This is a genomic window from Hoeflea sp. IMCC20628, assembly GCF_001011155.1.
Taxonomy (GTDB): domain Bacteria; phylum Pseudomonadota; class Alphaproteobacteria; order Rhizobiales; family Rhizobiaceae; genus Hoeflea.
This window is the reverse complement of record NZ_CP011480.1, coordinates 36,275-58,160: the sequence shown is the minus strand read 5'-3', so window position 1 is coordinate 58,160 and position 21,886 is coordinate 36,275. Positions and strand designations below refer to the sequence as shown.

Below are 21,886 nucleotides of genomic sequence, written 5' to 3'. Positions count from 1 at the left end.
TTTCGGCTCGTTAGAGGATCTGCCGCAGGAAATCCTGGGCTCGATCTGACTGGGGATTGTCGAAAAACTGGTCGGGGGTGTTTTCTTCGATGACCGCACCGGCATCCATGAATATCACCCGGTCCGCGGCCTCGCGCGCGAAACCCATTTCGTGGGTGACGACGGCCATGGTCATTCCGTCTGCGGCAAGACCCCGCATCAGTTCCAGCACGCCGCCGACGGTTTCGGGGTCAAGTGCTGATGTGGCCTCGTCAAACAGCATGACCTTAGGCTTCATCGCCAAAGATCGCGCAATCGCCACACGCTGCTGCTGTCCGCCCGACAACATCGAGGGATAATTGCCGCCGAGGGTCGGAATGCCGACCTTGTTCAACAGATCATTGGCAATTGATTCTGCTTCGACACGGTTGCGCTTGAGCACCACTGTCTGCGGCAGCACGATATTTTCCATGGCGGTTTTATGCTGGTACAAATTGAAATGCTGGAACACCATGCCGACCTGCGAGCGGAGCAGGTTGAGATTGGTTTTCTTGTCGGTCACGCTGACGCCATCGATAATGATGGTGCCGCTGTCTATGGGCTGCAGTCCGTTCAAAGATCGCAACAGCGTTGATTTCCCCGATCCTGACGGGCCGATGATCACGACAACCTCGCCGCGAGCAATGTGGTTTGTCACGTTGTCCAGCGCGCGAACCGGCTCAGGGCGGGTTTTCACGTGGTATGTTTTGCATACCTTGTCGATGCTTATCATGACGTCGTTCATGCTGTATCCCGTTCTCGTCTTGGCAGTGCCCCACTGAAACAATATTCCACCGGCCCTGTCAGCGTGGCGGAATTGTCGATGTGGATCTCGACGTCGACCGAGCCTGCGGCCATCTCGACTGTGACCCGGCTGCTTCTGGTCAATCCGCGCAATTGCGCGGCCCGCACGGCGACGCAAGCGCCACTGCCACATGCCCTGGTCAACAATCCCGGACGTTCATAAACACTCGAACGGATGTAATCGTCACGCACCATTTGCGCCGCACCGACATTGACCTGGTTCGGAAATAGCGGGTCATTGTGAATCTTGGGGCCAACTGAAGCCATGTCGACAGCATCTAGATCATCGACAAAATAGACCACGTGCGGGTTGCCGATATTCAGCGCTATCCCGTCAGACAACGGCCCGCTTCCAACATCGAGATGCAATGTATCCACGGGGCGGGCCAGCGGGATACTGTCCCACTCGGTTGTGATAGGGCCCATTTCCACACTTACGATCTTGTCGCCAACGCGCGCGCAGCGCAGCGGCCCGACGACCGTTTCCAGAATGATCTCATCCTGTCCGGTTTCCTCCAGCATCAACCAGGCAAAACAGCGCGTGGCATTTCCGCAGGCTCCGGCGTCTTTTCCATCAATGTTGATGATCCGCATGAACGCATGGGCGCCGGCTTTTACCCCTGCTGCGGTCGGTGCCTGAACAATCAAGAGTTGATCAGCGCCCACGCCGGTTCGAGGGTTGCAGATGTGAGCGGATTCATCGGGGTCGGGCGAAAAACCTGTTTCGCGGCCATCAACGATCACAAAGTGGTTTTCCAGCCCCTGCATCTTGATGAATGGCCGGCCCCGTGGTGGTGCAAGCTTGGCCCAGCTTATCGTCGACAGAAGTGCATCCCCCGGTTTGATCGGCTTGGTGTCACTCCGGTCCATGTCTCTGGACGTTATGCAACTCAAGTCAGTGCACGACTCAACCAGCGGCTATTTTTTGAATTATCAGGTTCCGCTTTTCAAACATCGTGAGATGAAGCATACGCAGTGCAGCCGAAATCCACAAACACTTTCGGAGCAATCCAACTCAGCCAAATTAGAGGGGCGCGCGTTCCTGCATGATTACGACTACTTTAATCGATTGCAGCCAGAACGGACTCGGATGAAGTACAGTCTTTCTCGGTCATCGTAGCGTCGGTGCAGGGATCAAATTTCAACATTTTGCAAGCGATGGTGCGGGGATCGGCAAATTTGCGGAATTTGGTCTTTAATGGGCTGGCACATTTGGTTGCTCCCGCCGAGGCTCGGCAACGAACGGATGGCATCGTCATGTCTGGATGGCGCCCGTTTGGCAAGGTGATTTCGGCGATGTTTGAGCTTGGCGGGGCGGGTGCAGTCATGTCTCCGGCCTGTAAGCGCGGTTTGATATGACCGCTGGCCCTGATGTTTTGCGCTCGAACCGATCCCTATCAACTTACCGCGCTTTGATGCGCTATACGATGCCACGGGTTCTTCGGTTCGTGCGGTCCATTCCGCTTTTGCCTTCACATCACTCCTTCGTCACTCCGCCAACGATTTTGCCCTACGGGCAGTTCGATTAATGCCGGTTGTATTGGGTCGCGAGGTTTGGTTGGTAATGCCCGGTTCTGGTCATGATCGCCCATGCAATGCGAGCCATTTTGTTGGCCAGAGCAACAGCCACGAGCTTAAAGGACTTCTTTGCAAGCAGGGCTCTCGCCCAGTCCGCCAGTGACGAACTGGTCTTGCCATTCTTGATGCTGTAGAGCGCGGCATGTGCTCCAACCACCAGCAATTTTCGTAAATGCCGGTTGCCCATTTTGGAAATCCTTCCAAGCCTTGGCTTGCCTCCGCTCGAATATTGTCGAGGCACCAATCCGAGGAATGCCGCGAACTCTCGTCCGCCCTCGAATAGACCGGGATCCGGAATGCTGGCCGACAGAAACGATGCCGTAATTGGCCCAACACCAGGTATTGTGGCAAGACGAAGACTGACGTCGTTTCTGCGGTGTATGGCGAGGATCTCCTTATCGAGCTTGGCTATCTCAGCTTCAACTCCAATCAGCGCGGTCGCCAGCGGCTGCAATGCGAGCCGCATGGTTTCCGGAAGACCCTCCTCATTAGAACCTTGGCCGTTTCCTTCCAGGATGAGAAGAAGCTCTGCAACATTGCGGGCTCCCTGCGCGACGACGATTCCGAGCTCGGCGAAATGCCCACGTAGGGCGTTCATCAATGCCGTTCGGTGCGAGATCAGCAATTCCCGTGCACTATGCAACATCAAAGTCGCCTGCTGCTGCTTGCTCTTCACCGACACGAACCGCATCGAAGGACGAACCACCGCTTCGCAGATTGCTGCCGCATCGGCGGCATCGTTCTTATGCCTCTTGACTAATCATGAGTTCCCCATAATGCGGAGGAGCGTGGCCTGATTGGCTGAATTCCGGCATTTTTGGACCGGCTTGCTTTGCATTATTCTGTGCCGAACCTTTGCGGGTCAATCGACCAACAAAGGACCAGCCAATGCCCGATAACATTCACGAACTAATTGCCGCACTCAATGCCAACGCTGCGGGCCAAGCACATAACGCCACACGCCTTCCGGCATGCCACCGCCGTACACCTCATCTCGGCCGGCGTCGACGTAACGGTCATCCGCAGTTGGCTCGGTCATGTCAGCCTCGACACGACCAACCACTATGCCAGGGCCAATCTGGAAACGAAGCGGAAAGCCCTGGAAAAGGTCGCCGTTCCAGCCATACCCGGCGGCCAGCCATCCTGGAAGCGAGATGCCAACGTGCTCGCCTGGCTCGACACTCTCTGAAATAATGCGAAGGAAAATGGACAAGAACGGTGGAAATCCGCCGATCAGGCCGCGTTCCTCCGCATTATGGGGAACTTATGATTAGTCAAGTTATGGTGAGGTGAGCATAACTTTACGAAAGGCTTGACGTAAGCCGGCGAGATCAACCTGACCTCATGTCCCAATTCCATCAGTGTGCGAGCCCAATGATGGGCTGTCGCGCAGGCTTCCATGCCGATCAGGCAGGGCGGCAGTTTTGTGAAAAAAGCGATCATGTTGGCACGGCGCAAGGCTTTGCGCAGGACGACCTGCCCCTGGGCATCGACACAGTGCAATTGGAAAACATTCTTTGCGATATCAAGCCCGATTGTCGTAATATCGTCCATGGTGGGTGGCTCCTCTCTTGGGTTTTGCAAAAAACCATCTTGGCACATTCGATGACGTCGGAGGGCGCCATCCACCACATCAACTTATCGGGTTTTGCCGAAAAGGAGCTCCACACCGCTGGTCAAGCGGCCTTCAACTCACCGGTGATGCCGTCCCAAATGCTGCGGGAATCTGAGCGAGATTGTCGATAGGCAGGGGCGGATAGTTTGTGGCGGCGAGGGCGAAATACGGTTTGGACTTGATCGTGGACAGACAAAAAGAGCTGTGCTTGGCCGGGCGATTTGAAGCGGGCCATGATCTTTTCTCGGCGCTGCGTCGGTCGATGCGAACCTTCAGATCTGTTGTTTAAGCCCTTATGCCTGCGGTGGTCGATGCCGGGCGCGAGGCTTTTCAAAGCCGCACTATAGCTGCCGAGTTTGTCCGTGATCACAACCCGCGGCTGCCCGTACTGCTTGAATAGCTTGAGGAAAAAGCGTTTCGCTGCGCGAGTGTTGCGCCGAGATTGAACCAGAATATCCAGAACGTCACCATTTCTGTCGATCGCGCGCCAAAGCCAGAATTTGCGCCCGCGGATAGGAATGACCACTTCATCAAGGTGCCATTTATCAGACGGCGCAGGCCGATCCCGCCGAATGGAAGCAGCATACATTGTACCAAATTTGCCAACCCACTTCCGGATCGTCTCGTAGCTCACGACGATGCCGCGCGTCGCAAGTAGATCCTCGACATCGCGCAGGCTCAAGGGAAACCGAAAATAAGACCAGACCGCATAGGCACTGAACTCAGGCGGGAAACGGTGACCTTTGAAGGCGCAGGTCATCTGCGGTCGCGGTATCGGGAGACCGCCCCAGAAAGCTCGCGAGGCGTCCGACATCGCGCAGGTAATTGCGTTGGGTCTCGTGCCCGAAGTGGAGCAGGTTCATGTCATCGATCAGGCGTTGCCGAAGCGGAGGTCGATGTCACCAACAACAAATCAGAGCGAAAGCTTCGTCCATGGGTCATCCAGCGAAAGGTGACAAACGGATATCGAGCCATGTGGGCCGCCCAAGCCGAGGCGAACATACGCACGACCGTCGATACCGCACGCCTCAAAGGCGTAAATCCCTTCCAGGTCATTAAATCCGTCCTGGCATAGGCCGACATCAAGGCCGGAAATCACAAATTCGGGGGTGGGTAATTACGGTCCGTCCACATATGACAGACGCTACCGGGCTGTTTTCTCTATTCTTAGTCTTGATTGCCCTTGCACCGTTCAGTCGACTTGTTCATATTTAAAATTTGCGATGTGTTAAGCATCTGAAGGAGAAACACATGATTAGATATTTTGTCGCCGTTGTAGTTGCACTACTGGTACTCGTCGGAACGGGAGTGGCCGATGAGCTGATGGTCGGGATAACGTCGGAGATGCAGAGCGTCACGGTGGAGACAACGGACGGGCCGATTGAAATACGCCGGATCCAGGATCAGAAACACGAGATCACAGGCGACTACGCTAAGACTTCGCGGGCGTGCCCCCCATTCTGTATCCAGCCGATTGTCCCGGCGGAAGGCGTGACCACGATCGGAGAAGTTGAACTGATCGAAATGCTCAAGGACCCGGACGCGCTTGTCGTCGATAGCCGTACGGTCGATTGGTTCCAGGGAGGCTCAATTCCAGGCGCAATCAGCCTTCCATATACGCAGGTCGGCGACCGGCTGACCCTACTCGGCTGCGAACCGGATTTCGACGGCTGGGACTGCGCCAAGGCCAAGCGCGTAGCCTTATTCTGCAACGGTCTGTGGTGCGGCCAATCGCCGACCGCCATTCGCGCGATGATCGCCGCAGGCTATCCGGCGGAGCGCATCTTCTACTATCGCGGCGGTATGCAGAGCTGGCGCGTTCTAGGCCTTACTGTAACTGCTGGACGCGACTAGGACAGGGCATGAAGCAAGAATGGCGGCCCCACGCTTCACTCTTTGGTGGGCCACTTCACTGCCATGCACGATGACGGTTGCCTGAGAGTAGGAATGATAAGCAACGTGTCCAAAGTTCTCAAGGATGATGGTGCCCGCCGCGACGCGATCAGCCTCTACGATTGGTTAAATCTGGTCGAGGCTGATGCCGGATCGGGCAAGCCCGACGTCATGGCGAGACGCATCGCTTTCATGTTTGCCGAAGGCGTTCCACCACGATCCATCGCAGCCGTCACCTTCACCGAGGCGGCTGCGAGCGAACTTCTTGCACGTGTCCGTGAATTTGTCGCTGACCTCACTGCCCGCAATACTGCAACCGATTTGAGCGTGGCTTTGCCCGTTGGTCTTTCGCAGGTGCACAGCGAAAATCTTGCCGCTGCCAACGAAGCAATCGACGAAATCACATGCTCTACCATCGATGGCTTCTGCCAACGGCTGATTATGCCCTATCTAGCAGAGACCGCTATCGACCCCGACGCACGTTTGTTGGACCGCGAGCAGGCCGATCTTACCTTTCTTAGGATCGCCAACAGCTGGCTGCGCGAGCGCTTACGTGACGATCAGGACGGCATCCTCGCTGCGTTGGTTCTGCAAAGCCCCGCCAAAACTTTGGCTCTCATTCAAAAGATTGCAGAAAACCTCAGCCGTCGCCGCACTGTTACAGCCCCGGCGGTGCTGCCCCTCGATAGCCATCTGATGGATTTCCACAATGCTACAGCGCATTTCGCAGCTTTCGTAACCGGGGCGGCTGCCTGCGAACCGGAGACAAAAGACATTGCCGCACGGCTGGTCGAAATGGTGTCCGCGCTGGCGGCTGAACCTGATCCCGCGACACCCTCGGGTCTTGTTGGGCTTCTGGTCTTGCGTCCGCACACGGACCTCCGCACCAAGACGGGTGCCTTCGCCTCGTACCGAAAGAAAAACAAATGGGCTGCCGCAGCGAAGCTTGCGGGTCTCTCGAGGGCTGATGGTGAGAGACTCAACGATGCAGCCCATGGGCATTACCGGGCGTGTTGCGAGGCTTGGGAATCTGTTCTTCGGGCTGCAACCAACCAAGTTCTGTCAGCCCTGTTTGAGCTTATGCATCCAATCCTTGAGCGCTATCGTGACCACAAACGAGCAAACGCGCTGCTTGACTTCGACGACCTGGTCTTTGCCGCGCGTAACCTGCTGCGCGATAACGACGATGTTCGACGTGCGCTGGGAAAGAGGTTTGCCCATGTGCTGGTTGATGATTTCCAAGACGCCGATCCACTTCAGACCGAGATCTTCTGGAGACTTTGCGGCGATCCTACAGATGACGACAGCGACTGGACCCGCTTCCAGATACGGGCTGGTGCGCTCTTCTTGGTAGGTGATCCCAAATACGCGATCTATCGCTACAGTGGAGCTGGCGTCGGTGCCTATTTGCGAGCCCTTGATGCCCTACGCTCCCAGGATCCGTGCGGCTTTCTGTCGATCTCAAACTGAATAATTCTTCCGGACCGAGTTTGATACAGGGTCCTCTCTCAGTGTGGTTTAGTCATACGACACATATCATTTTGCGGCATAGACATTTCCCCAAACGGCAGATTATGATTGTAATGAGGCTCGGCTTCTGATTGTCAGGCACTCTATTCGCGAGCCTTTTCGATTTTGGAGGAAACCTAATGGATCGTCGTTCATTTATTCGCAATGCAGGGATCGTGGGGGCGGGCGCTGTTGCCACGGGCCTCGCTACGCCTGCAATTGCGCAAGGCAACATCACCTGGCGTATGGTGACAACCTGGCCAAAAAATTTCCCCGGCCTCGGAGTTGGCGCACAGCGGCTGGCAGACCGCATCACGGCTGCATCAGGCGGCCGCCTGACCATTCAGGTCTACTCCGCAGGCGAACTGGTTCCGCCGCTTCAGTCGCTGGATGCGGTGATCGACGGCACCGCCGAAATGAGCCATGGCGCAGCCTATTACTGGCAGAACAAGTCGCCTGCGCTGTCTTTTTTCACCGGCGTTCCCTATGGCATGACCACGCCTGAATTGACGGCCTGGGTCCGCTATATGGGCGGTCAGGAAATCTGGGACGAGATCTATGACCAGTTCGGCGTGCAAGGCTTCCTGTCCGGCAACACCGGCACGCAGACCGGCGGCTGGTTCCGCGACGAGTTGAAAAGCCTCGAGGACGTCAAGGGCATTCGTTTCCGCACACCGGGTCTGGGCGGTCAGGTCTGGGAGAAACTGGGCGCAACGGTCACCAACATGGCCGCTGGCGAGATTTTCCAGGCGCTGCAGTCCGGCACGCTTGATGCTGCTGAATTTGTCGGCCCCTACAACGATCTCGCACTCGGCTTCTACCAGGTCGCCAAGAACTACTACATGCCGTCCTTCGTGGAATCGGGTCTGGCGACCGAACTGGTTGTGGACAAGAAGAAGTATCAGGAGCTGCCGGCCGATCTGCAGGCGATCATCCGTGACATATCCCAAGCGGAATATGACCAGGTCTCTGCCGACTTCATCGCCAACGATCCGCGCGCACTCAAGACGCTGGTCGAGGATCACGGCGTGATCGTTCGCAACTTCCCGGACGATATCATGGAAGCCGGCGCCAAGGCGTCGATCGAAGTGGTTGAGGAACTGCGCAACAGCTCTGACCCGCTGGTCAAGAAGACCACCGAGAGCTTCATCGAGGCGCTGAACCTTGTGCGCACCCGCACCGAGAAGATCGATTCGCCTTATGTGGCGGCACGCGAAAAGTACCTCAAGTACTAAAACCGCATTCAATCGAGATGAAAGGCCCGGTGGAAACGCCGGGCCTTTTTCGTTGCTGAGAGCCGTTCACCTTGAAATGGAATCGTTTGAGCGCCGGGATTTCTTGATCTGGCAAGGAGCATGCGGCGAGGCGGCGTGAGTGCTGTTTAGCCGTGCGCGACACAGTCCAGAGTGCGAAAGAGCAAGCTCACACGATTACCTCTTGGCCTGTCGCTGCGATCACCGGAATATCTCACTGCCTCGCCTGGATGTCTTTTCCGCGCCAGCGTCGTCACAATCCTCGCACGATGCGCTGCATCGTGGCTGCGGTGTTTTCCTAGCTGACGCGAAAAACCCCTTCCGTCAAACGGCTTCCATTTAAAAGCTGAACGGCTCTACCCCGCCACCAGACGGGGCAACCAGGTGACGATTTCGGGGAAGATGAACAGGATGGCAATCGCCACGATCTGCAACACCACGAAAGGCACGACACCGCGGTAGATTGCACTGGTGGGCAGACCGGCAGGCGCCACCCCGCGCAGGTAAAACAGGGCAAAGCCGAACGGAGGTGTCAGGAACGATGTCTGCAGGTTCACACCGACCATAACGCCCAGCCAGACCGGATCGACATCCAGCGCCAGTAGCACCGGAGCGGTGATCGGAATGACGATGAAGATGATCTCGAAGGTGTCCAGGATGAAGCCCAGAAAGAACATGATCAGCATCACCATGGCAACCGCAGCCATGGGCCCGCCGGGCAGATTGGTCAGGAATTCATGAACCAGATTGTCGCCGCCCATCATCCGGAACACCACCGAGAAGACCGACGCTCCGAGCAGGATGACAAAGACCATGCTGGTGATGGTCGCAGTGGTAACAACCGTTTCCTTGAGGATGGAAAAGGACAGACGCCAGCGTAAGGCTGCCAGAACCATCGCCCCGACAGCCCCGACAGAGGCAGCCTCGGTCGGGGTGGCAATTCCCCCCAGGATTGACCCCAGAACGGCAAGGATCAGCAGCAGCGGCGGAACCAGTGCCACGAGAACCTCTTTGAACAGGTCAGCGCGTTCTTCCGGCGGCACCGGTGTGGCCGGGCAGGAGGCAGGATCGGTGACCGCCTTGAAAATGACCCAGAGCAGGTAAAGCGAAACAAGCAGCATCCCGGGCAGCAGCGCCCCGGCGAACAGATCGCCGACCGAAACCGGAACCGGGGCGAAATTGCCCTTGGCCATCTGCACCTGGCTGTTGATGCCCGAGAGCATGTCGCCCATGAAGATCAGCACGGTTGACGGCGGGATGATCTGGCCCAACGTGCCGCTGGCGCAGATCACGCCGGTGGCCAACTTCGGATCGTAGCCGGCGCGCAGCATTGCCGGCAGCGAGATCAAACCCATGGTCACCACTGTCGCGCCGACCACGCCGGTGGAGGCGGCGAGCATCGCACCGACAATGATCACCGAAAATCCGAGCCCGCCGCGAAGGTTGCCGAAAAGTTTGCTCATGGTCAGCAAAAGCTGTTCTGCAATCTGGCTTCGTTCCAGCATCACCCCCATGAAGATAAACAGCGGCACGGCCACCAGAACCTCATTTGTCATGAAGCCGATATAGCGGTTGGGGAGGGATCCGAAATTGGAAGGATCAAAGACACCAAGGGCCATGCCGACGCCGCCGAACAACAGCGAGACACCGGCCAGAGTGAAGGCAACAGGAAAGCCGATCAGCAGGAATCCGATCACGCCAAAAAACATCAGTGCAGCGAGGATTTCGCCCATCATCACCGGATCCATCAGGCGTCTCCCTTGGCCAGATCAGTCAGCCGCTGGTCAGACTTGTATTGGATTGAAGTGGGCACCAGTTGCTCATTGCCCGAAAGAACGAGGATCGAGCGGATGGCCATGGCCAATCCCTGAAGCGCGATCAGTGCCGCAAAGGCGATGATGAAGGTCTTGAGAATGAAAAGGCCGGGCATTCCGCCAACATTCGCCGATGCCTCACGATAGCTCCAGGCCCGAACCACAAACGGCATCGAGTACTGGTAAACCACCCAGGTAAAGGGCAGCAGAAAGAGAAACACGCCGATCAGATCGGCCAGCGCCCGTGTTCGCGCACGTGCCGGACGGTAGAAGATATCAACCCGGACATGATCGTCGCGAAGCAGGGCAAACCCTGCCACTGCGGTAAACATCGCGCCGTTCAGCCAAATATAAAGATCCTGCATCCAGAGATAGCTGACCGAGAACAAATAACGTTGAACGACAACGGTGAAGCAGACGACGACGATAGCCAGTGACAGCCAGGCGAAAGTTCGCCCGATGAACAAATTGACCGCGCATATCAATGAGGCAACCCCAGCTAGATGACGCACCTTTTGCCCCTTTTCTAATCATTATTGTTGTCTGGACTTTAATCAAAGTACGTGACGCAAAAGTCAAGAATTGGATACATATGCCCGTCACTCAAAGACAAGGCTTCCTCACAGGTTCTGTCGCAAACCGTAATCCTGGCCGCGATGGGACGCTTCCGTGCTGACGATCAAGCTGCCAATATCTCGAATTGCTCGGCGATTGAGGGACGCGGAAAATAGGCAAACCTCGCCTGCCGCTTACGCATCATATGGATCATTTCGATGCCGTCGAGTATGATCCGGGCGCTCGCTATCGACTTGAAGCCGAGCATTGAGCGGACCCGGCGCTTGATGCGCCGATGGTCCTGCTCTATCCGGTTATTGAGATACTTGCTCTTGCATATGCGAATTTGTTTCAGGGAGCGTCGCGTCCTGTCGCGGAGGCGGTCTTCAAGATCGCAGGAAACAATTGCCTCGTGATTTGTCTGGCTGCCATCGATGATGATGCGATCCGGGCGACCATGGCGCGCAATTGCCTTTCGAAGGAAGCGCTTTGCAGCCGACAGGTCACGGTGTTCGCTGAAGAAGAACTCGACCGTGTCACCAACACTGTCGATGGCACGGTAAAGATACATCCACTGCCCGCGCACCTTGATATAGGTCTCGTCAAGGTGCCACCTGCCAGTGACGGCGCGCTTGCGCTGCTGAAAACACTTCAGCAACTGGGGCGAGAAGTGTACGGCCCAGCGGTGCACTGTCGAATGATCGACGCTCAGGCCGCGTTCGGCCATCATCTCTTCGAGATCACGCAGGCTGAGATTGTAAGAGAGGTACCAGCGTACGCACAGCAATATTACCGATCGGTCGAAATGGCGACCTTTGAACATGGAAAGCTCCCGAAAATATCGAGAGATCATTATCGGTCGCCGGTTAGCGAAGAGTTTGCGACATCAGAACCGTTTCCTCTGACACAACCTTGCCCTGACCTTCCGGGTTTTGCCAGCGCCCGGGAACGGGATCGGGGCTAGCGTCTTGCGTGATCGGCCATCAACGGAAAGCTCCAGGTCTCCGTGACCTAGCCTGTCGGGGTCTTCCACCGTCACCTCGATGCTGCCCTTCCCGGTGCGGATTGTAGCCGTAAACCCTCCCCAGTCACGCGGCAGGCACGGCTCAATCGCCAGGCGCCCGTTCATGATCCGCAGACCAAGGATGGCCTCGACGCCGAGCTGCCAGGTCCAGCCAGCCGCACCTGTGTACCAGGACCAGCCACCAAGCCCGAGATTTTGTCCCGGGCCATAAACATCACCCGGCAGCACATAGGGCTCGCGCTCATAGTGGAGTGCGCCGCTGTTGCTCCGGGTGCGGCGAACAGGGTTGATGATATCGAACACCTGCCAGGCCCCATCGCCGTCGCCGAGCCCGGCCAGGGCATGCCCGAACCACGCGGCCGAATGGGTGTATTGCCCGCCGTTTTCGCGGATACCAGGCGGATAGGCCCGAATATAGCCAGGATTGCGCGCGGTGACATGGAACGGCGGATCAAGCAGCTGCACCAGCCGTATATCCTGATGCACCAATCGTGACCTGGCCGAGGCCATTGCAGCCCGCGCCCGGTCCTCCGGTGCGGCACCCGAGATAACCGACCAGGATTGCGCGATGGAGTCGATCTGGCATTCGTCGTTCTCATGCGAGCCCCAGGGCATGCCTTCATCATCAAAGGCCCGGACATACCAGTTGCCGTCCCAAGCGCTGGCCTCAACGGCTTTTGCAAGGCTTTCGGCGTAGGTTTTCAGCTCCGCCGCGTGGTGCTGGTCGCCATGTGCTTCCAGAATCGGCACGAAGCGCTTGATCGTTGCGATCTGGAACCATGCCAGCCAAACGCTTTCACCGCGCCCCTCGTCGCCAACCCGGTCCATGCCGTCATTCCAGTCACCGGTGCCAATAAGCGGCAATCCATGCGAACCGGTGCTCCTCATCCTGTCGAGCGCGCGCTTGCAATGGTCAAGCAGCGTGGCCGTCACCCCGGCATCAAAAAGCGCATAACGGTCCTGTTCCTCCTCTTTCAGCAGCTCCGCCTTGAGGAACGGCACAGCTTCGGTCAGGATCTTGTTGTCACCGGTCACCTCGATGTAGCGGGCTGTGACGAAGGCGAGCCAGATGAAGTCATCCGAGCAGCGCGTGCGCACGCCACGTCCCAACGGCGGATGCCACCAATGCTGGGCATCTCCATCCTCGAACTGATGCGCAGCGGCAAGCAGGATCTGGGCGCGAGCCCGCTTTGGCTCACTCACCAGTACCGCGAGCACATCCTGAAGCTGGTCTCGATAGCCAAAAGCACCGCCCGCCTGATAAAACCCGGCGCGTGCCAATAGCCGCGAAGCGATTGTCTGGTACAGCAGCCAGCGGTTCACCATCAGGTCGAACGCCGCATCAGGCGTCTTGACCTCTACCGCGTTGAGGCGCTTGTCCCAAAGGGCTTCAACATCGGCCAAGGCCTGAGTGGCCTGCGCTGGCACACGCCACTTCTTCACCAGTGCGAGCGTCTCGGCGTAGCTCGCGCCCTGCCCCAGTATGAAGGTGACTTCGCTGGTCGCACCTGGATCGATATCGAGATGCACCTGATAGGCCGCGCAGGCATCGCCGCCCGGCGCAAAGCGTCCGCCGAGATCCCAATGCCGCAATCCCGCGGGGTCAGCGACATCCCCCTCACTGCCAAGAAAATCATTGCGGCTGCCGGTGACGCTGTGCGCTGGCAGGCTGGCCGTCAGAAAGGCGACGCGACCGGCAAATTCAGGGTTCCATCCGTTTTCGGCCAGGATGGCATGGCTTTCAGTGTCATATACACAGGTGGTGAAGGGTTTGGTGCGGCTCGCCATCGCACCCAGCAGCCATTCTGCATAATATGTCGCCGTGATACGCCGGACGGCACCGGTGCGGTTGACCAGTTTCAAGGTGACAATTTTCACGGGATCATCATTCGGTACGAATGTCCGAATGGTCTGCTCGAGACCGCGGCTGTTGCGCCTCCATTCTGTCCATCCCGCGCCGTGGCGAACCTGACAGGCGCTGTCGCTTCCCAGCGGCGCAGGTGTTGGCGTCCACACCGCGCCATCCTGTTCGTCGCGCAGGTAGAGGACTTCTCCGGGCGTGTCGCTGACTGGGTCGTTTGACCATGGCGTTACCCGATTTTCGCCGCTGTTGAGAGCCCAGGTGAAACCGAGTCCGGCTTCACTGACGATGGTGCCGAACGCCTCATTGGCGATTACATTGCACCAGGGTGCCGGCGTTTTCTCCCCTGCGCCGAGATGGATGACGTAATCGCTGTTTTCCGGATCGAAACCGCCGATTTCGTTGTCGAAGATGAGCTCATCCGGCCGGGGGATTTGTGGAATTTCGGGATAGCTGATCGCGTCGACCGGCATGAACTGCGTCGGCACGGCGCGGCGCTCCAGAACCTGGTCGAGCTTGCTCGCTAGCTCGACATCATCATCATTGAGGATAACCGTTGCCGCAGCGGCCAGACGCTGAAGAGTTGCCGGTGTCATGGCAGCAGTGCTGAGCAGGTGAATGCCACCGGCCGCCCCCAGATTGGCGTATGTCCCGGTTTCGCGCAAAATTGCCATGATCCGCTCGCGCAGCGGAGCTTCATAGCCCGCCGGCTCGCTGCGCAGCACCACCAGATCACACCGCATGGCGCTTCGCAGCCACAGGTTTTGTGCTTTGACCAGCAGCTCGAGCAGTTGCGAGGGTGTCTCGCCGGTGATGCGCAACAGCAGAATGGGATGGTCGCCGGAAATACCGAATTGCCACAGATCCGGCTGGCGCGCATCGTTGCCGTCGATTTCAGCAGGCGTCTCGCGGAAATTCGGGTGTGGCGTCTGCAGGAGCGATGCAAGCACCTGCAGCTCCGGCAAGCGCGCCGGCGCGATACCCAGACGGTCGACCTCACGTGCCATTGCCCGGCCGGCATCACGCTTGACCTGTTCGAGGGTCCCCATCGCATGACGTTGGGCGATGTCGAGCACTTCGCCGCGCGCGGTTCCAGCGACCGTGACAAATGCAAAGCGCCTGGTTTCCCCCGGCTTGAGAGTAACCTCCGTTTGCAGGCTCATCACCGGATCGAGCGTGGATCCCACCGTTCCGCTCAATCCGGCGTCTAGTCCCGCCGGCCGGCGCTGGTTGCCCAGACGTCCAATAAAGCGCGCCCGGTCGGTTTCGTGGCCAGTAATGGCGATGTCCGGGCCGTCGCTCACCAGCGTGTGCAGCAGAACCGGAGGTTTCATTTCCGGCCGTCGCGGCCGGCGTGTGAACAACAGGCCCTTCTGCGGCCCGAGATAGTCACTCTCCACGAAGAGCTTGCTGAAAGCGGGGTGGCGTTCATCGTCGAGCGGCGGAGCCAGAACTACTTCCGCGTAGCTGGTGAACTCGATCACGCGCGGTCTGCCGCTTTCATTGGTGACTGAAATCTCGCGAATGTCGGCATCGTCAGCGGGCGATACCGACACCTCCATGCGTACGGCAATGCCGTTGGTCCGCTGAAAGAATTCGATCATGTGCTGATGGAATATGACCGTCGAATCCGGACTTGTCACACCGGTCGGCAACCGCCCTGCCGACCAGAAATCGCCGTTCTGCGTGTCACGGATGTAGATCCAATAGCCGAAGCCGTCGCTGGTGGCATCAGGCCGCCAGCGGGTCAGACTGGTGTCGGCCAGCATCAAACCGCCAGCTCCGGACGCCGTTATCCACGACGCCATCCGCCCATTGCCGAGCATCTGCATCTGCGGCACCATGGCCCGACGTGATGGCACCCAGGAAGGAAGCGCCTGCACCACGTGTTCCTTCTTGGCCGCAAGCAGCTCCTCATCGAGGCGCCCCTTTTCAATCGGCGCATCCCAAGGCACACGTTCTAGCAGCAGCTGTTCGACCGTTTGCATCCGTCGTCCCGACAACGTCCGGCGCACAAAGATATCGCCATAAAGTGCGTTGGCGATCGCGGCCATGGTCATGCCGTGGTGGTGCGCCATGTAGTTGCCGACGATGCTGAAGCTCCTCCCCTCCGCTACCCGGCTTGGCGTATAGTCGATTGCGTCATGGAAACCGTAGAGACCGACGGCCCCGAGTTCTTGCAGATGCCGCATGTTTTTCACGGCAGCACCGGGCCAGCAGCACAATGCCAAGGCGCTGGCATAGGGTGCAATTACCAGGTCATCTGTCAGGCCACGGCGCAGCCCGAGCCCGGGAACGCCAAAAGCGCGATACTGGTAGTTGCCTGCCGAATCCGTGGTGGCAAATGCCGATTCCGATATTCCCCACGGCACGCCGCGCTCGCGCGAATAGGCGCGCTGGAATGCAACCGCCGCCAACTCGCTCTCGCCCAACAAGGTATCCCGCTGGCCGGGCAAGAATATCGGCGGCATGAGGTATTCAAACATCGAGCCGTTCCAGGACAACACTACCGGACGGTTCTTGAGGCGCGTGACGGGTCGTCCAAGCGCGAACCAGTGTTCGATCGGTACGTCGTGCTTGGCGATAGCGAAGTAGCTGGCGATGCGAGCTTCGGTCGCCAGAAGATCATAATGATTGGCATCGAGCTGGCCGGTGCTGACATTGTAGCCAATCCGGAACAATCGCGCTTCGGGATCGTAGAGAAACGTGAAATCCATGCGGTAGGCGATTGCCTCGCATCGTGAGGCGAGATCCAGCAAGTCTGCGCGAAGGGCCTGCTGCGCCCCGATACCGCTCTCGATCGCGACACCTGCCTGCTCAAGCCAGTCGCGGTGAACCTTGCTCAAAGTTTCGTCCGCATCAGCTTTTTCGAGAAGCGAGATGGCACGCTGTTTATGTTCTGCAAGCTCTGTCATCGGCATCAACGGCGACAGCACGGCAAGCAGATCCCTGCCAACCTTTTCCATTCCTTGCGGTGTCTCCGCTGCCGCAGCGCACCAAGGCAGAAGAGTTTCAACCTCGCGCGTCAATGCCCGGATATGATGGTGGGTGCGCTCAAGCCAGGCATGAACTTCGCCAAGACGCTTGTCGGTTGCATCAGGGGAAGCAGAAATGCATTCAGCGACCGACCGTTCGAGAGCAGGCCAGTGCGTATCTGCGAGAAGCTTGAGAGAGGTGTACGAGTTCGTGTCCAAGCCACTTACACGATCCAGCTCGCGTTCAATTTCTGCTTCGCATCGGTCGATGGCACTCAGATTGGACGTCGGCAGCGCCCGGACGGATTCGAAGAGCAATTCAAAAGTGCTTTTCAGGCCATCCCACACCACTTTGCTGACTGCCGGCGCTTCTGCAGCTTCGTGACATCCCTTGCGTAACGCGATCAGGCTGACAGCGAGATTGCCACTGTCGACGGTCGAGACATAGCGCGGTTCAAGCGGCGTCAAGCTGCGTGTGTCAAACCAATTTAGGATATGGCCGCGATAGGATTCCAACCTCTCGGTCGTTGCAATCGCGTTGCGGACACGGACTGCGAAATCGGAACTCCCCACGAAACCGAAATCAAGCGCGGCGTTTGCCGAGACTAGATACAGCCCGATATTGGTCGGCGAAGTCCGATGAGCGATTTCGCTCTTTGGTGTTTCCTGAAAATTATCCGGCGGTAGCCAGTTGTCCTCGGGGCCTGCAAAGGTCTCGAAAAACAACCAGGTACGACGGGCGATGTGCCTGAGAAAGGTTCGGTCGCGGTCGTGCAAGGTTTCCTGACGAAACTTGCGCGGTTTGCCGATCCATACCGCGATCTCCGGCGCGAGTATCCAAAGCACCAAGATCGGCGCCGCCGACGGCAGAGCCGACGCCTTGTAAATCGCCAGATCCACGGCAAGTAGCGCGGCAACAGCGGTCGATGGCCACATCATGCGCCAGGTGTTAAGTCGCAAACTGCCGTTCCCGAGCAGAGACCTTGCGTGTGCGGCAGACCGCCATTCCAGCAAGCGGCCCCTTCTCACACCCAGTCGCCAGAGTGTTCGCCCGATCGCATCGAGCGAAATCAGCGTATTGCTGACCAGGAAGACAATTGCGAGAAACCAGCGGCCGAAGCGTTCTCCGAACCGGAATGCGAGATCGTCAAAAAATCCCCGCCGCGGATCACCCATGACGATCGATTGCAATTGGCCGATGAGGTAGGTGCCTGGTGCCAGTGTTGCCAACGCCGTCCACACCCAGGCACTGCCCGGCAGCAGCAGCCACCCGGCAACGAAGAAAAGAAGTAGCGCCGGCGGAATCAGGCTGCGGCGAAGATTGTCGATGATCTTCCAGCGGTCGAGGCTGGAGAGAACATTGGGAACCGATTGTCCGTCCGCACTTGGCACCTTGCGCCCAAGCCAGGGTAATAGCTGCCAGTCGCCGCGGGTCCACCGGTGCTGGCGGACTGAATATTCGGTATAGGTCGCGGGAAATTCCTCATAGAGGACAATATTGGTTGCCAGCGCCGTACGTCCGTAAAGTCCTTCGAAAAGATCGTGACTGAGCACAGTGTTTTCCGGCACACGGCCGGCAAGGCTCTTTCTGAAAGCCGCAACATCATAGATGCCTTTGCCGACAAAAATTCCTGTACCGAACAGATCCTGATAGACGTCCGAGACAGCTCGGGAATAAATGTCAATTGCCGTATCGCCGGCATAGAGACGGCAGAACAGCGTGGCAGGCCCCTTGATCGGCAAGATCTCGATTCTTGGTTGGACAATGGCGTATCCGGAGACAACCTTGCCTGTATGGGGATCGATCACTGCCTGGTTCAACGGATGCGCGAGCGTGCCAATCAACTTGGCTGCTGAGCCTGGAGACAGGGTGGTGTCCGCATCGAGCGTGATCACAAAACGCGTATCTTGCAGCCGGCTGATCTCACCTTCATGGCATTCGAACGCATCTGCATTCCCATCGAAAAGGAATGCATTGAACTGCTCCAGCTTGCCGCGCTTTCTTTCCCATCCCATCCAGCAGTTTTCCGATGGATTGTACTGGCGAGACCGATGCAGCAAGAAAAATGAATCGCCCCTTTCATCGGCGTAACGCACATTCAGCGTCCGGATCACGTCAATCAGCGCTTTTCTGATGTCTTCATCTTGCGGAAGGTGCTCGGTTGGCGCGTCAGCATAGTCAGAAAGCAGAACAAAGCTGAGCATCGGATCGCGGTTGGAAAGGTAACGGATTTCCAGCCGTTCGACGATGTCGGCGATCTCTTCGGCGTGTTTAATGATAACCGGCACCACCACGCAGGTCGGACAGTCCTCGGGAATTTTCTTGCGGAAATCCATCATTGGAAGAAGGCGAGGCTGCGCGATGCGCGTTATGAGCCAGTGCAGGACTGTAACACTGAGAAGCGTTGCTGGCAGCAACGACAACAGCAAGCCCCCTGTTTGCGCCAGCAGGCCGCCCCCCGTTCCGGCGATAAGCAGCAAAGGCCACACCAACGCCAGCGCCACAAAGACCGCAAGAGTGGTCGCGTAGGTCTTGCCAGCATGTCGCAAAGCCAAACGGCGGAACCGTTCACGAATGGAAACACGAAAGCCCAGTTTGCGTTCAAGCTCCGGGCGGCCGTCATCAATCAGCCAGTATCCCACATGAAAGCGGCGGGGATCATCGGGCGCTGCGCGTGCAAGGTCGAGGGCGGCTTCAATAATCGCGATTTCGTCCATGCCCGAGCCGGTGCTGAGCATTTCAACAGCCTGCCGGTACCTGTCGCGTGTCTCGAAATCCATCCGTGCGTAAACATTGGCGGGATCCGAGCGCAACAGTGCCTCTGACATGCTGGTCTTGTCGACAACATCGCGCCATTCAATCCCGCGTACCGCGATGATCGCGGTGATCGCCTGGGATATACAGCCAGTTGGATCCAGTGGCAGGTTCTCGGCAGCGAAACGACTGAGTTCGAATGGCGGTTCGAGGCTCTCGTCAAGCGTTTTGAAGCCGTTCGCCAGTATTTCCAGACCGGCAATGCGCAACATCGAGGGCAGCGCCCAGAGTTCAGCCGTCGTCAGCGGTACGGTTTTCTGGTATGCGACGAGAAAATCGACGAGACTTGGAACGGAGAGCTGAAACCGCGTGGCTGTGAGGATCGCATATGCGATCCTGAAGATGCGCGGAAGCGCAGATCCGCCATCTGCCATGACATGCAGCCGGTTGTAAAATGCAGCAGGCATATCGTGATCTACTTCGCGGATGGCCCGTGAAATCTGGTAATCATTATCGAGCAACCAGTCAGCGGCACGGGCCTGATCGGGCTTGGGCTCTGCGCAGAAGCGCCTGAGGTTTTCCAGCCAGTCCGGAAGCGCATCGATCTTTTGCAGGAGATCAAGCGGCATTGGCGGTGGCGGCCCATATCTGGCGGACTTGGCCAGAGCGTGGGCCTCCAGAACCAGAGGATCGGGTTGAGACTGTGGTTCTTCCTGTATCATTGTGCCAGCGTACCGGGACTGCGAGCGCCTTTCGACCGGGCCTCCGAAAAGGCATGCTTCTCGGTGGCATTTCCGCCAAACCGAATGACCATGGTCGGAACGTTCGAACTTTTGATCAGGTAGTTGGCTACATCGCCGAATGGCACATCGGCGAAACCGCTCTGTCCATGCGAGGCCAGAACCAGAAGGTCTATCGCCTGCTCCCCGATTGCAGCAGCCAATTGACGACGGACGTCGCCGCCGCTGAGAACCAGACTTCTGACACGCACTCCGCCCGTGCGAATGCGTCCAGACAGATGATCGAGATACTTCTTGGCGACACGTTCATTGCGCTTGTTGAACTGGGAAATCAGCTCTTTGTCGTTGGGCTCGCCAAGCCCTGCGTCGGTGAGACCAGGCTCCGGTACCGCATGGACTAGCACGACCTCGGCATTTTCTGACCGGGCGATCTTTTCGACCAACGGTATGATGCGTTCTGATCGCCTCGAGCAGTCGAGAGGTACGAGGATTCTGGAAAACTTCTGCTTTGGCTCGACACCAAGCGGCACCAGAAAAAGAGAATTGGTTCCGCTTTCCAGCATCTCACGCGCCGTTTCGCCAATATGCGCGCCTGTTTCGTCATGCTCCCGTCCGAGTACAGCAATATCCTGTGGCCTGCTGGCCATCACATCGCATATCTGGTCGGTGCAGTTTCCCTCGAGCACGTGCGTGGTCGGCATTTCGTCACCGTCTGCGTGCTCTTGAGCAAACCGTTCCATATGGGCTTTGGCCTCACGGCGCATGATCTCCCATTCAACCGGATCAATGGGTGATCCGTTCTCGGCGCGACCGTGCGCCTTGATGACATGGACAAAGGCCAGTTCGGCACTCAATGCCCTGGCAATAGCCTTGGCGGGTGGAATGATTTCCTGCGTTTCCTTTGCCAAATCGATACACACCAAGACGCGCGGCGTCTTGCACCCATTAGCGGCTATGGAATCGTCCTGCATAATCCGGCCTCCTTGAAAAGGTAAACGCTTAGAAACTGGAGCTTCGTTCGGCTGCCTGGAGCCTGGATTGATTCTGCATATTGTCTATGGACTGTTTTGATGGCGGGATTCTGGCAACCGGCAAACCATCCATGCTGAAGTGACCTTAACGACGACAATCGTAACTGGCATTGACTTTCATCAATTGGAGTTTTCGCTTTTCGCTGGCTTCGGTCGTGGCGGCGCTCGCCGTCAGCCACCTTCTATCTCGAACGTCCAGGCCAGATATCCGCGCTCGTACGCAACCCCTCATCGCGCCCGGCGAACCAGAAACACCCGTTGCCATTTTGCCGCCAGGTCTCGCTTGAGTGTCTGACGTCAGCGCACGTGGGACAGATTAAGGGGTTTGAACAAAGGAGGATTTCTGGTCATCGAAACTTTCATGGAGTGGAGATGAACAAAATGGACGGATTAGGCGCGAACTGCCCCGATCGACAAGGCTTTCCGAATCGCGAAACCGACATCGAAGACATCGTCTGGAT

General features: G+C 57.7%; 11 protein-coding genes and 5 pseudogenes. 5 read left to right on the top strand and 11 right to left on the bottom strand.

The window, feature by feature from the left end; genetic code table 11:
• Positions 1 to 10 precede the first annotated feature (10 nt).
• The 3 genes and pseudogenes from IMCC20628_RS23025 to IMCC20628_RS23010 form a co-directional block, all read right to left on the bottom strand.
• Positions 11 to 763 (bottom strand): amino acid ABC transporter ATP-binding protein, encoded by a 753-nt coding sequence (locus tag IMCC20628_RS23025; RefSeq protein ID WP_047032928.1) that lies wholly within the window; start codon positions 761 to 763, stop codon positions 11 to 13.
• Positions 760 to 1,692 (bottom strand): diaminopimelate epimerase, encoded by a 933-nt coding sequence (gene dapF, locus IMCC20628_RS23020; RefSeq protein ID WP_082128379.1) that lies wholly within the window; start codon positions 1,690 to 1,692, stop codon positions 760 to 762. Before dapF ends, IMCC20628_RS23025 begins: the two co-directional genes overlap by 4 nt.
• A 655-nt stretch (positions 1,693 to 2,347) precedes the next feature.
• Positions 2,348 to 3,157, bottom strand: a pseudogene (locus IMCC20628_RS23010) (IS110 family transposase); the annotation flags it as partial.
• Positions 3,158 to 3,322: 165 nt separating this feature from the next.
• On the opposite strand from IMCC20628_RS23010, the pseudogene IMCC20628_RS24870 reads away from it, so the two are divergent.
• Positions 3,323 to 3,589: pseudogene (locus tag IMCC20628_RS24870) on the top strand (tyrosine-type recombinase/integrase); the annotation flags it as partial.
• Between the two features lie 110 nt (positions 3,590 to 3,699).
• Here IMCC20628_RS24870 and IMCC20628_RS23000 read toward each other — a convergent pair.
• The 3 genes and pseudogenes from IMCC20628_RS23000 to IMCC20628_RS25730 form a co-directional block, all read right to left on the bottom strand.
• Positions 3,700 to 3,954, bottom strand: a pseudogene (locus tag IMCC20628_RS23000) (IS110 family transposase); the annotation flags it as partial.
• A 122-nt stretch (positions 3,955 to 4,076) separates the two neighbouring features.
• A complete protein-coding gene (locus tag IMCC20628_RS22995; protein WP_082128377.1) occupies positions 4,077 to 4,775 on the bottom strand; it encodes an IS6 family transposase in 699 nt (232 codons plus the stop codon).
• Positions 4,765 to 4,878 (bottom strand): annotated as a pseudogene (locus tag IMCC20628_RS25730) (integrase); the annotation flags it as partial. The pseudogene IMCC20628_RS25730 and the gene IMCC20628_RS22995, both read right to left, overlap by 11 nt.
• 29 nt (positions 4,879 to 4,907) lie before the next feature.
• Between IMCC20628_RS25730 and IMCC20628_RS25245 the strand changes: the two are divergent.
• The 4 genes and pseudogenes from IMCC20628_RS25245 to IMCC20628_RS22980 form a co-directional block, all read left to right on the top strand.
• Positions 4,908 to 5,090: pseudogene (locus IMCC20628_RS25245) on the top strand (transposase); the annotation flags it as partial.
• Between the two features lie 176 nt (positions 5,091 to 5,266).
• Positions 5,267 to 5,869, top strand: a complete 603-nt coding sequence (locus IMCC20628_RS22990; RefSeq protein WP_047032925.1) for a rhodanese-like domain-containing protein — start codon at positions 5,267 to 5,269, stop codon at positions 5,867 to 5,869.
• A 105-nt stretch (positions 5,870 to 5,974) separates the two neighbouring features.
• Entirely contained in the window at positions 5,975 to 7,378 is a 1,404-nt protein-coding gene (locus IMCC20628_RS22985; protein ID WP_343123264.1) for a UvrD-helicase domain-containing protein, read from the top strand.
• Between the two features lie 179 nt (positions 7,379 to 7,557).
• Positions 7,558 to 8,652: a TRAP transporter substrate-binding protein gene (locus IMCC20628_RS22980; RefSeq protein ID WP_047032924.1), complete on the top strand. Its 1,095-nt coding sequence runs from the start codon at positions 7,558 to 7,560 to the stop codon at positions 8,650 to 8,652.
• Between the two features lie 374 nt (positions 8,653 to 9,026).
• Here the strand turns inward: IMCC20628_RS22980 and IMCC20628_RS22975 are convergent, their stop codons facing one another.
• The 5 genes from IMCC20628_RS22975 to IMCC20628_RS24455 form a co-directional block, all read right to left on the bottom strand.
• Positions 9,027 to 10,418 carry a TRAP transporter large permease subunit gene (locus IMCC20628_RS22975; protein WP_047031487.1) on the bottom strand — a complete coding sequence of 464 codons (1,392 nt, stop codon included), beginning with the start codon at positions 10,416 to 10,418 and terminating at the stop codon, positions 9,027 to 9,029.
• Entirely contained in the window at positions 10,418 to 10,996 is a 579-nt protein-coding gene (locus IMCC20628_RS22970) for a TRAP transporter small permease subunit (protein ID WP_047032923.1), read from the bottom strand. The genes IMCC20628_RS22975 and IMCC20628_RS22970 overlap by 1 nt, the downstream gene beginning before the upstream one ends.
• Positions 10,997 to 11,163: 167 nt before the next feature.
• Complete coding sequence (locus IMCC20628_RS22965; RefSeq protein WP_047032922.1) at positions 11,164 to 11,862, bottom strand: IS6 family transposase; 699 nt, start codon at positions 11,860 to 11,862, stop codon at positions 11,164 to 11,166.
• A 63-nt stretch (positions 11,863 to 11,925) separates the two neighbouring features.
• Entirely contained in the window at positions 11,926 to 20,376 is an 8,451-nt protein-coding gene (locus tag IMCC20628_RS22960; protein ID WP_047032921.1) for a glucoamylase family protein, read from the bottom strand.
• On the bottom strand, positions 20,373 to 21,365 hold the full coding sequence (locus IMCC20628_RS24455; protein WP_052766643.1) for a universal stress protein: 993 nt from the start codon (positions 21,363 to 21,365) through the stop codon (positions 20,373 to 20,375). The genes IMCC20628_RS22960 and IMCC20628_RS24455 overlap by 4 nt, the downstream gene beginning before the upstream one ends.
• Positions 21,366 to 21,886 lie beyond the last annotated feature (521 nt).

Excerpts from the sequence above, each read along its gene's own strand:
- IMCC20628_RS23025 (WP_047032928.1), bottom strand. The coding sequence starts at position 763 with ATGAACGACGTCATGATAAGCATCGACAAGGTATGCAAAACATACCAC.
- dapF (WP_082128379.1), bottom strand. The coding sequence starts at position 1,692 with ATGGACCGGAGTGACACCAAGCCGATCAAACCGGGGGATGCACTTCTG.
- IMCC20628_RS22995 (WP_082128377.1), bottom strand. The coding sequence starts at position 4,775 with ATGACCTGCGCCTTCAAAGGTCACCGTTTCCCGCCTGAGTTCAGTGCC.
- IMCC20628_RS22990 (WP_047032925.1), top strand. The coding sequence starts at position 5,267 with ATGATTAGATATTTTGTCGCCGTTGTAGTTGCACTACTGGTACTCGTC.
- IMCC20628_RS22980 (WP_047032924.1), top strand. The coding sequence starts at position 7,558 with ATGGATCGTCGTTCATTTATTCGCAATGCAGGGATCGTGGGGGCGGGC.
- IMCC20628_RS22975 (WP_047031487.1), bottom strand. The coding sequence starts at position 10,418 with ATGGATCCGGTGATGATGGGCGAAATCCTCGCTGCACTGATGTTTTTT.
- IMCC20628_RS22965 (WP_047032922.1), bottom strand. The coding sequence starts at position 11,862 with ATGTTCAAAGGTCGCCATTTCGACCGATCGGTAATATTGCTGTGCGTA.
- IMCC20628_RS22960 (WP_047032921.1), bottom strand. The coding sequence starts at position 20,376 with ATGATACAGGAAGAACCACAGTCTCAACCCGATCCTCTGGTTCTGGAG.
- IMCC20628_RS24455 (WP_052766643.1), bottom strand. The coding sequence starts at position 21,365 with ATGCAGGACGATTCCATAGCCGCTAATGGGTGCAAGACGCCGCGCGTC.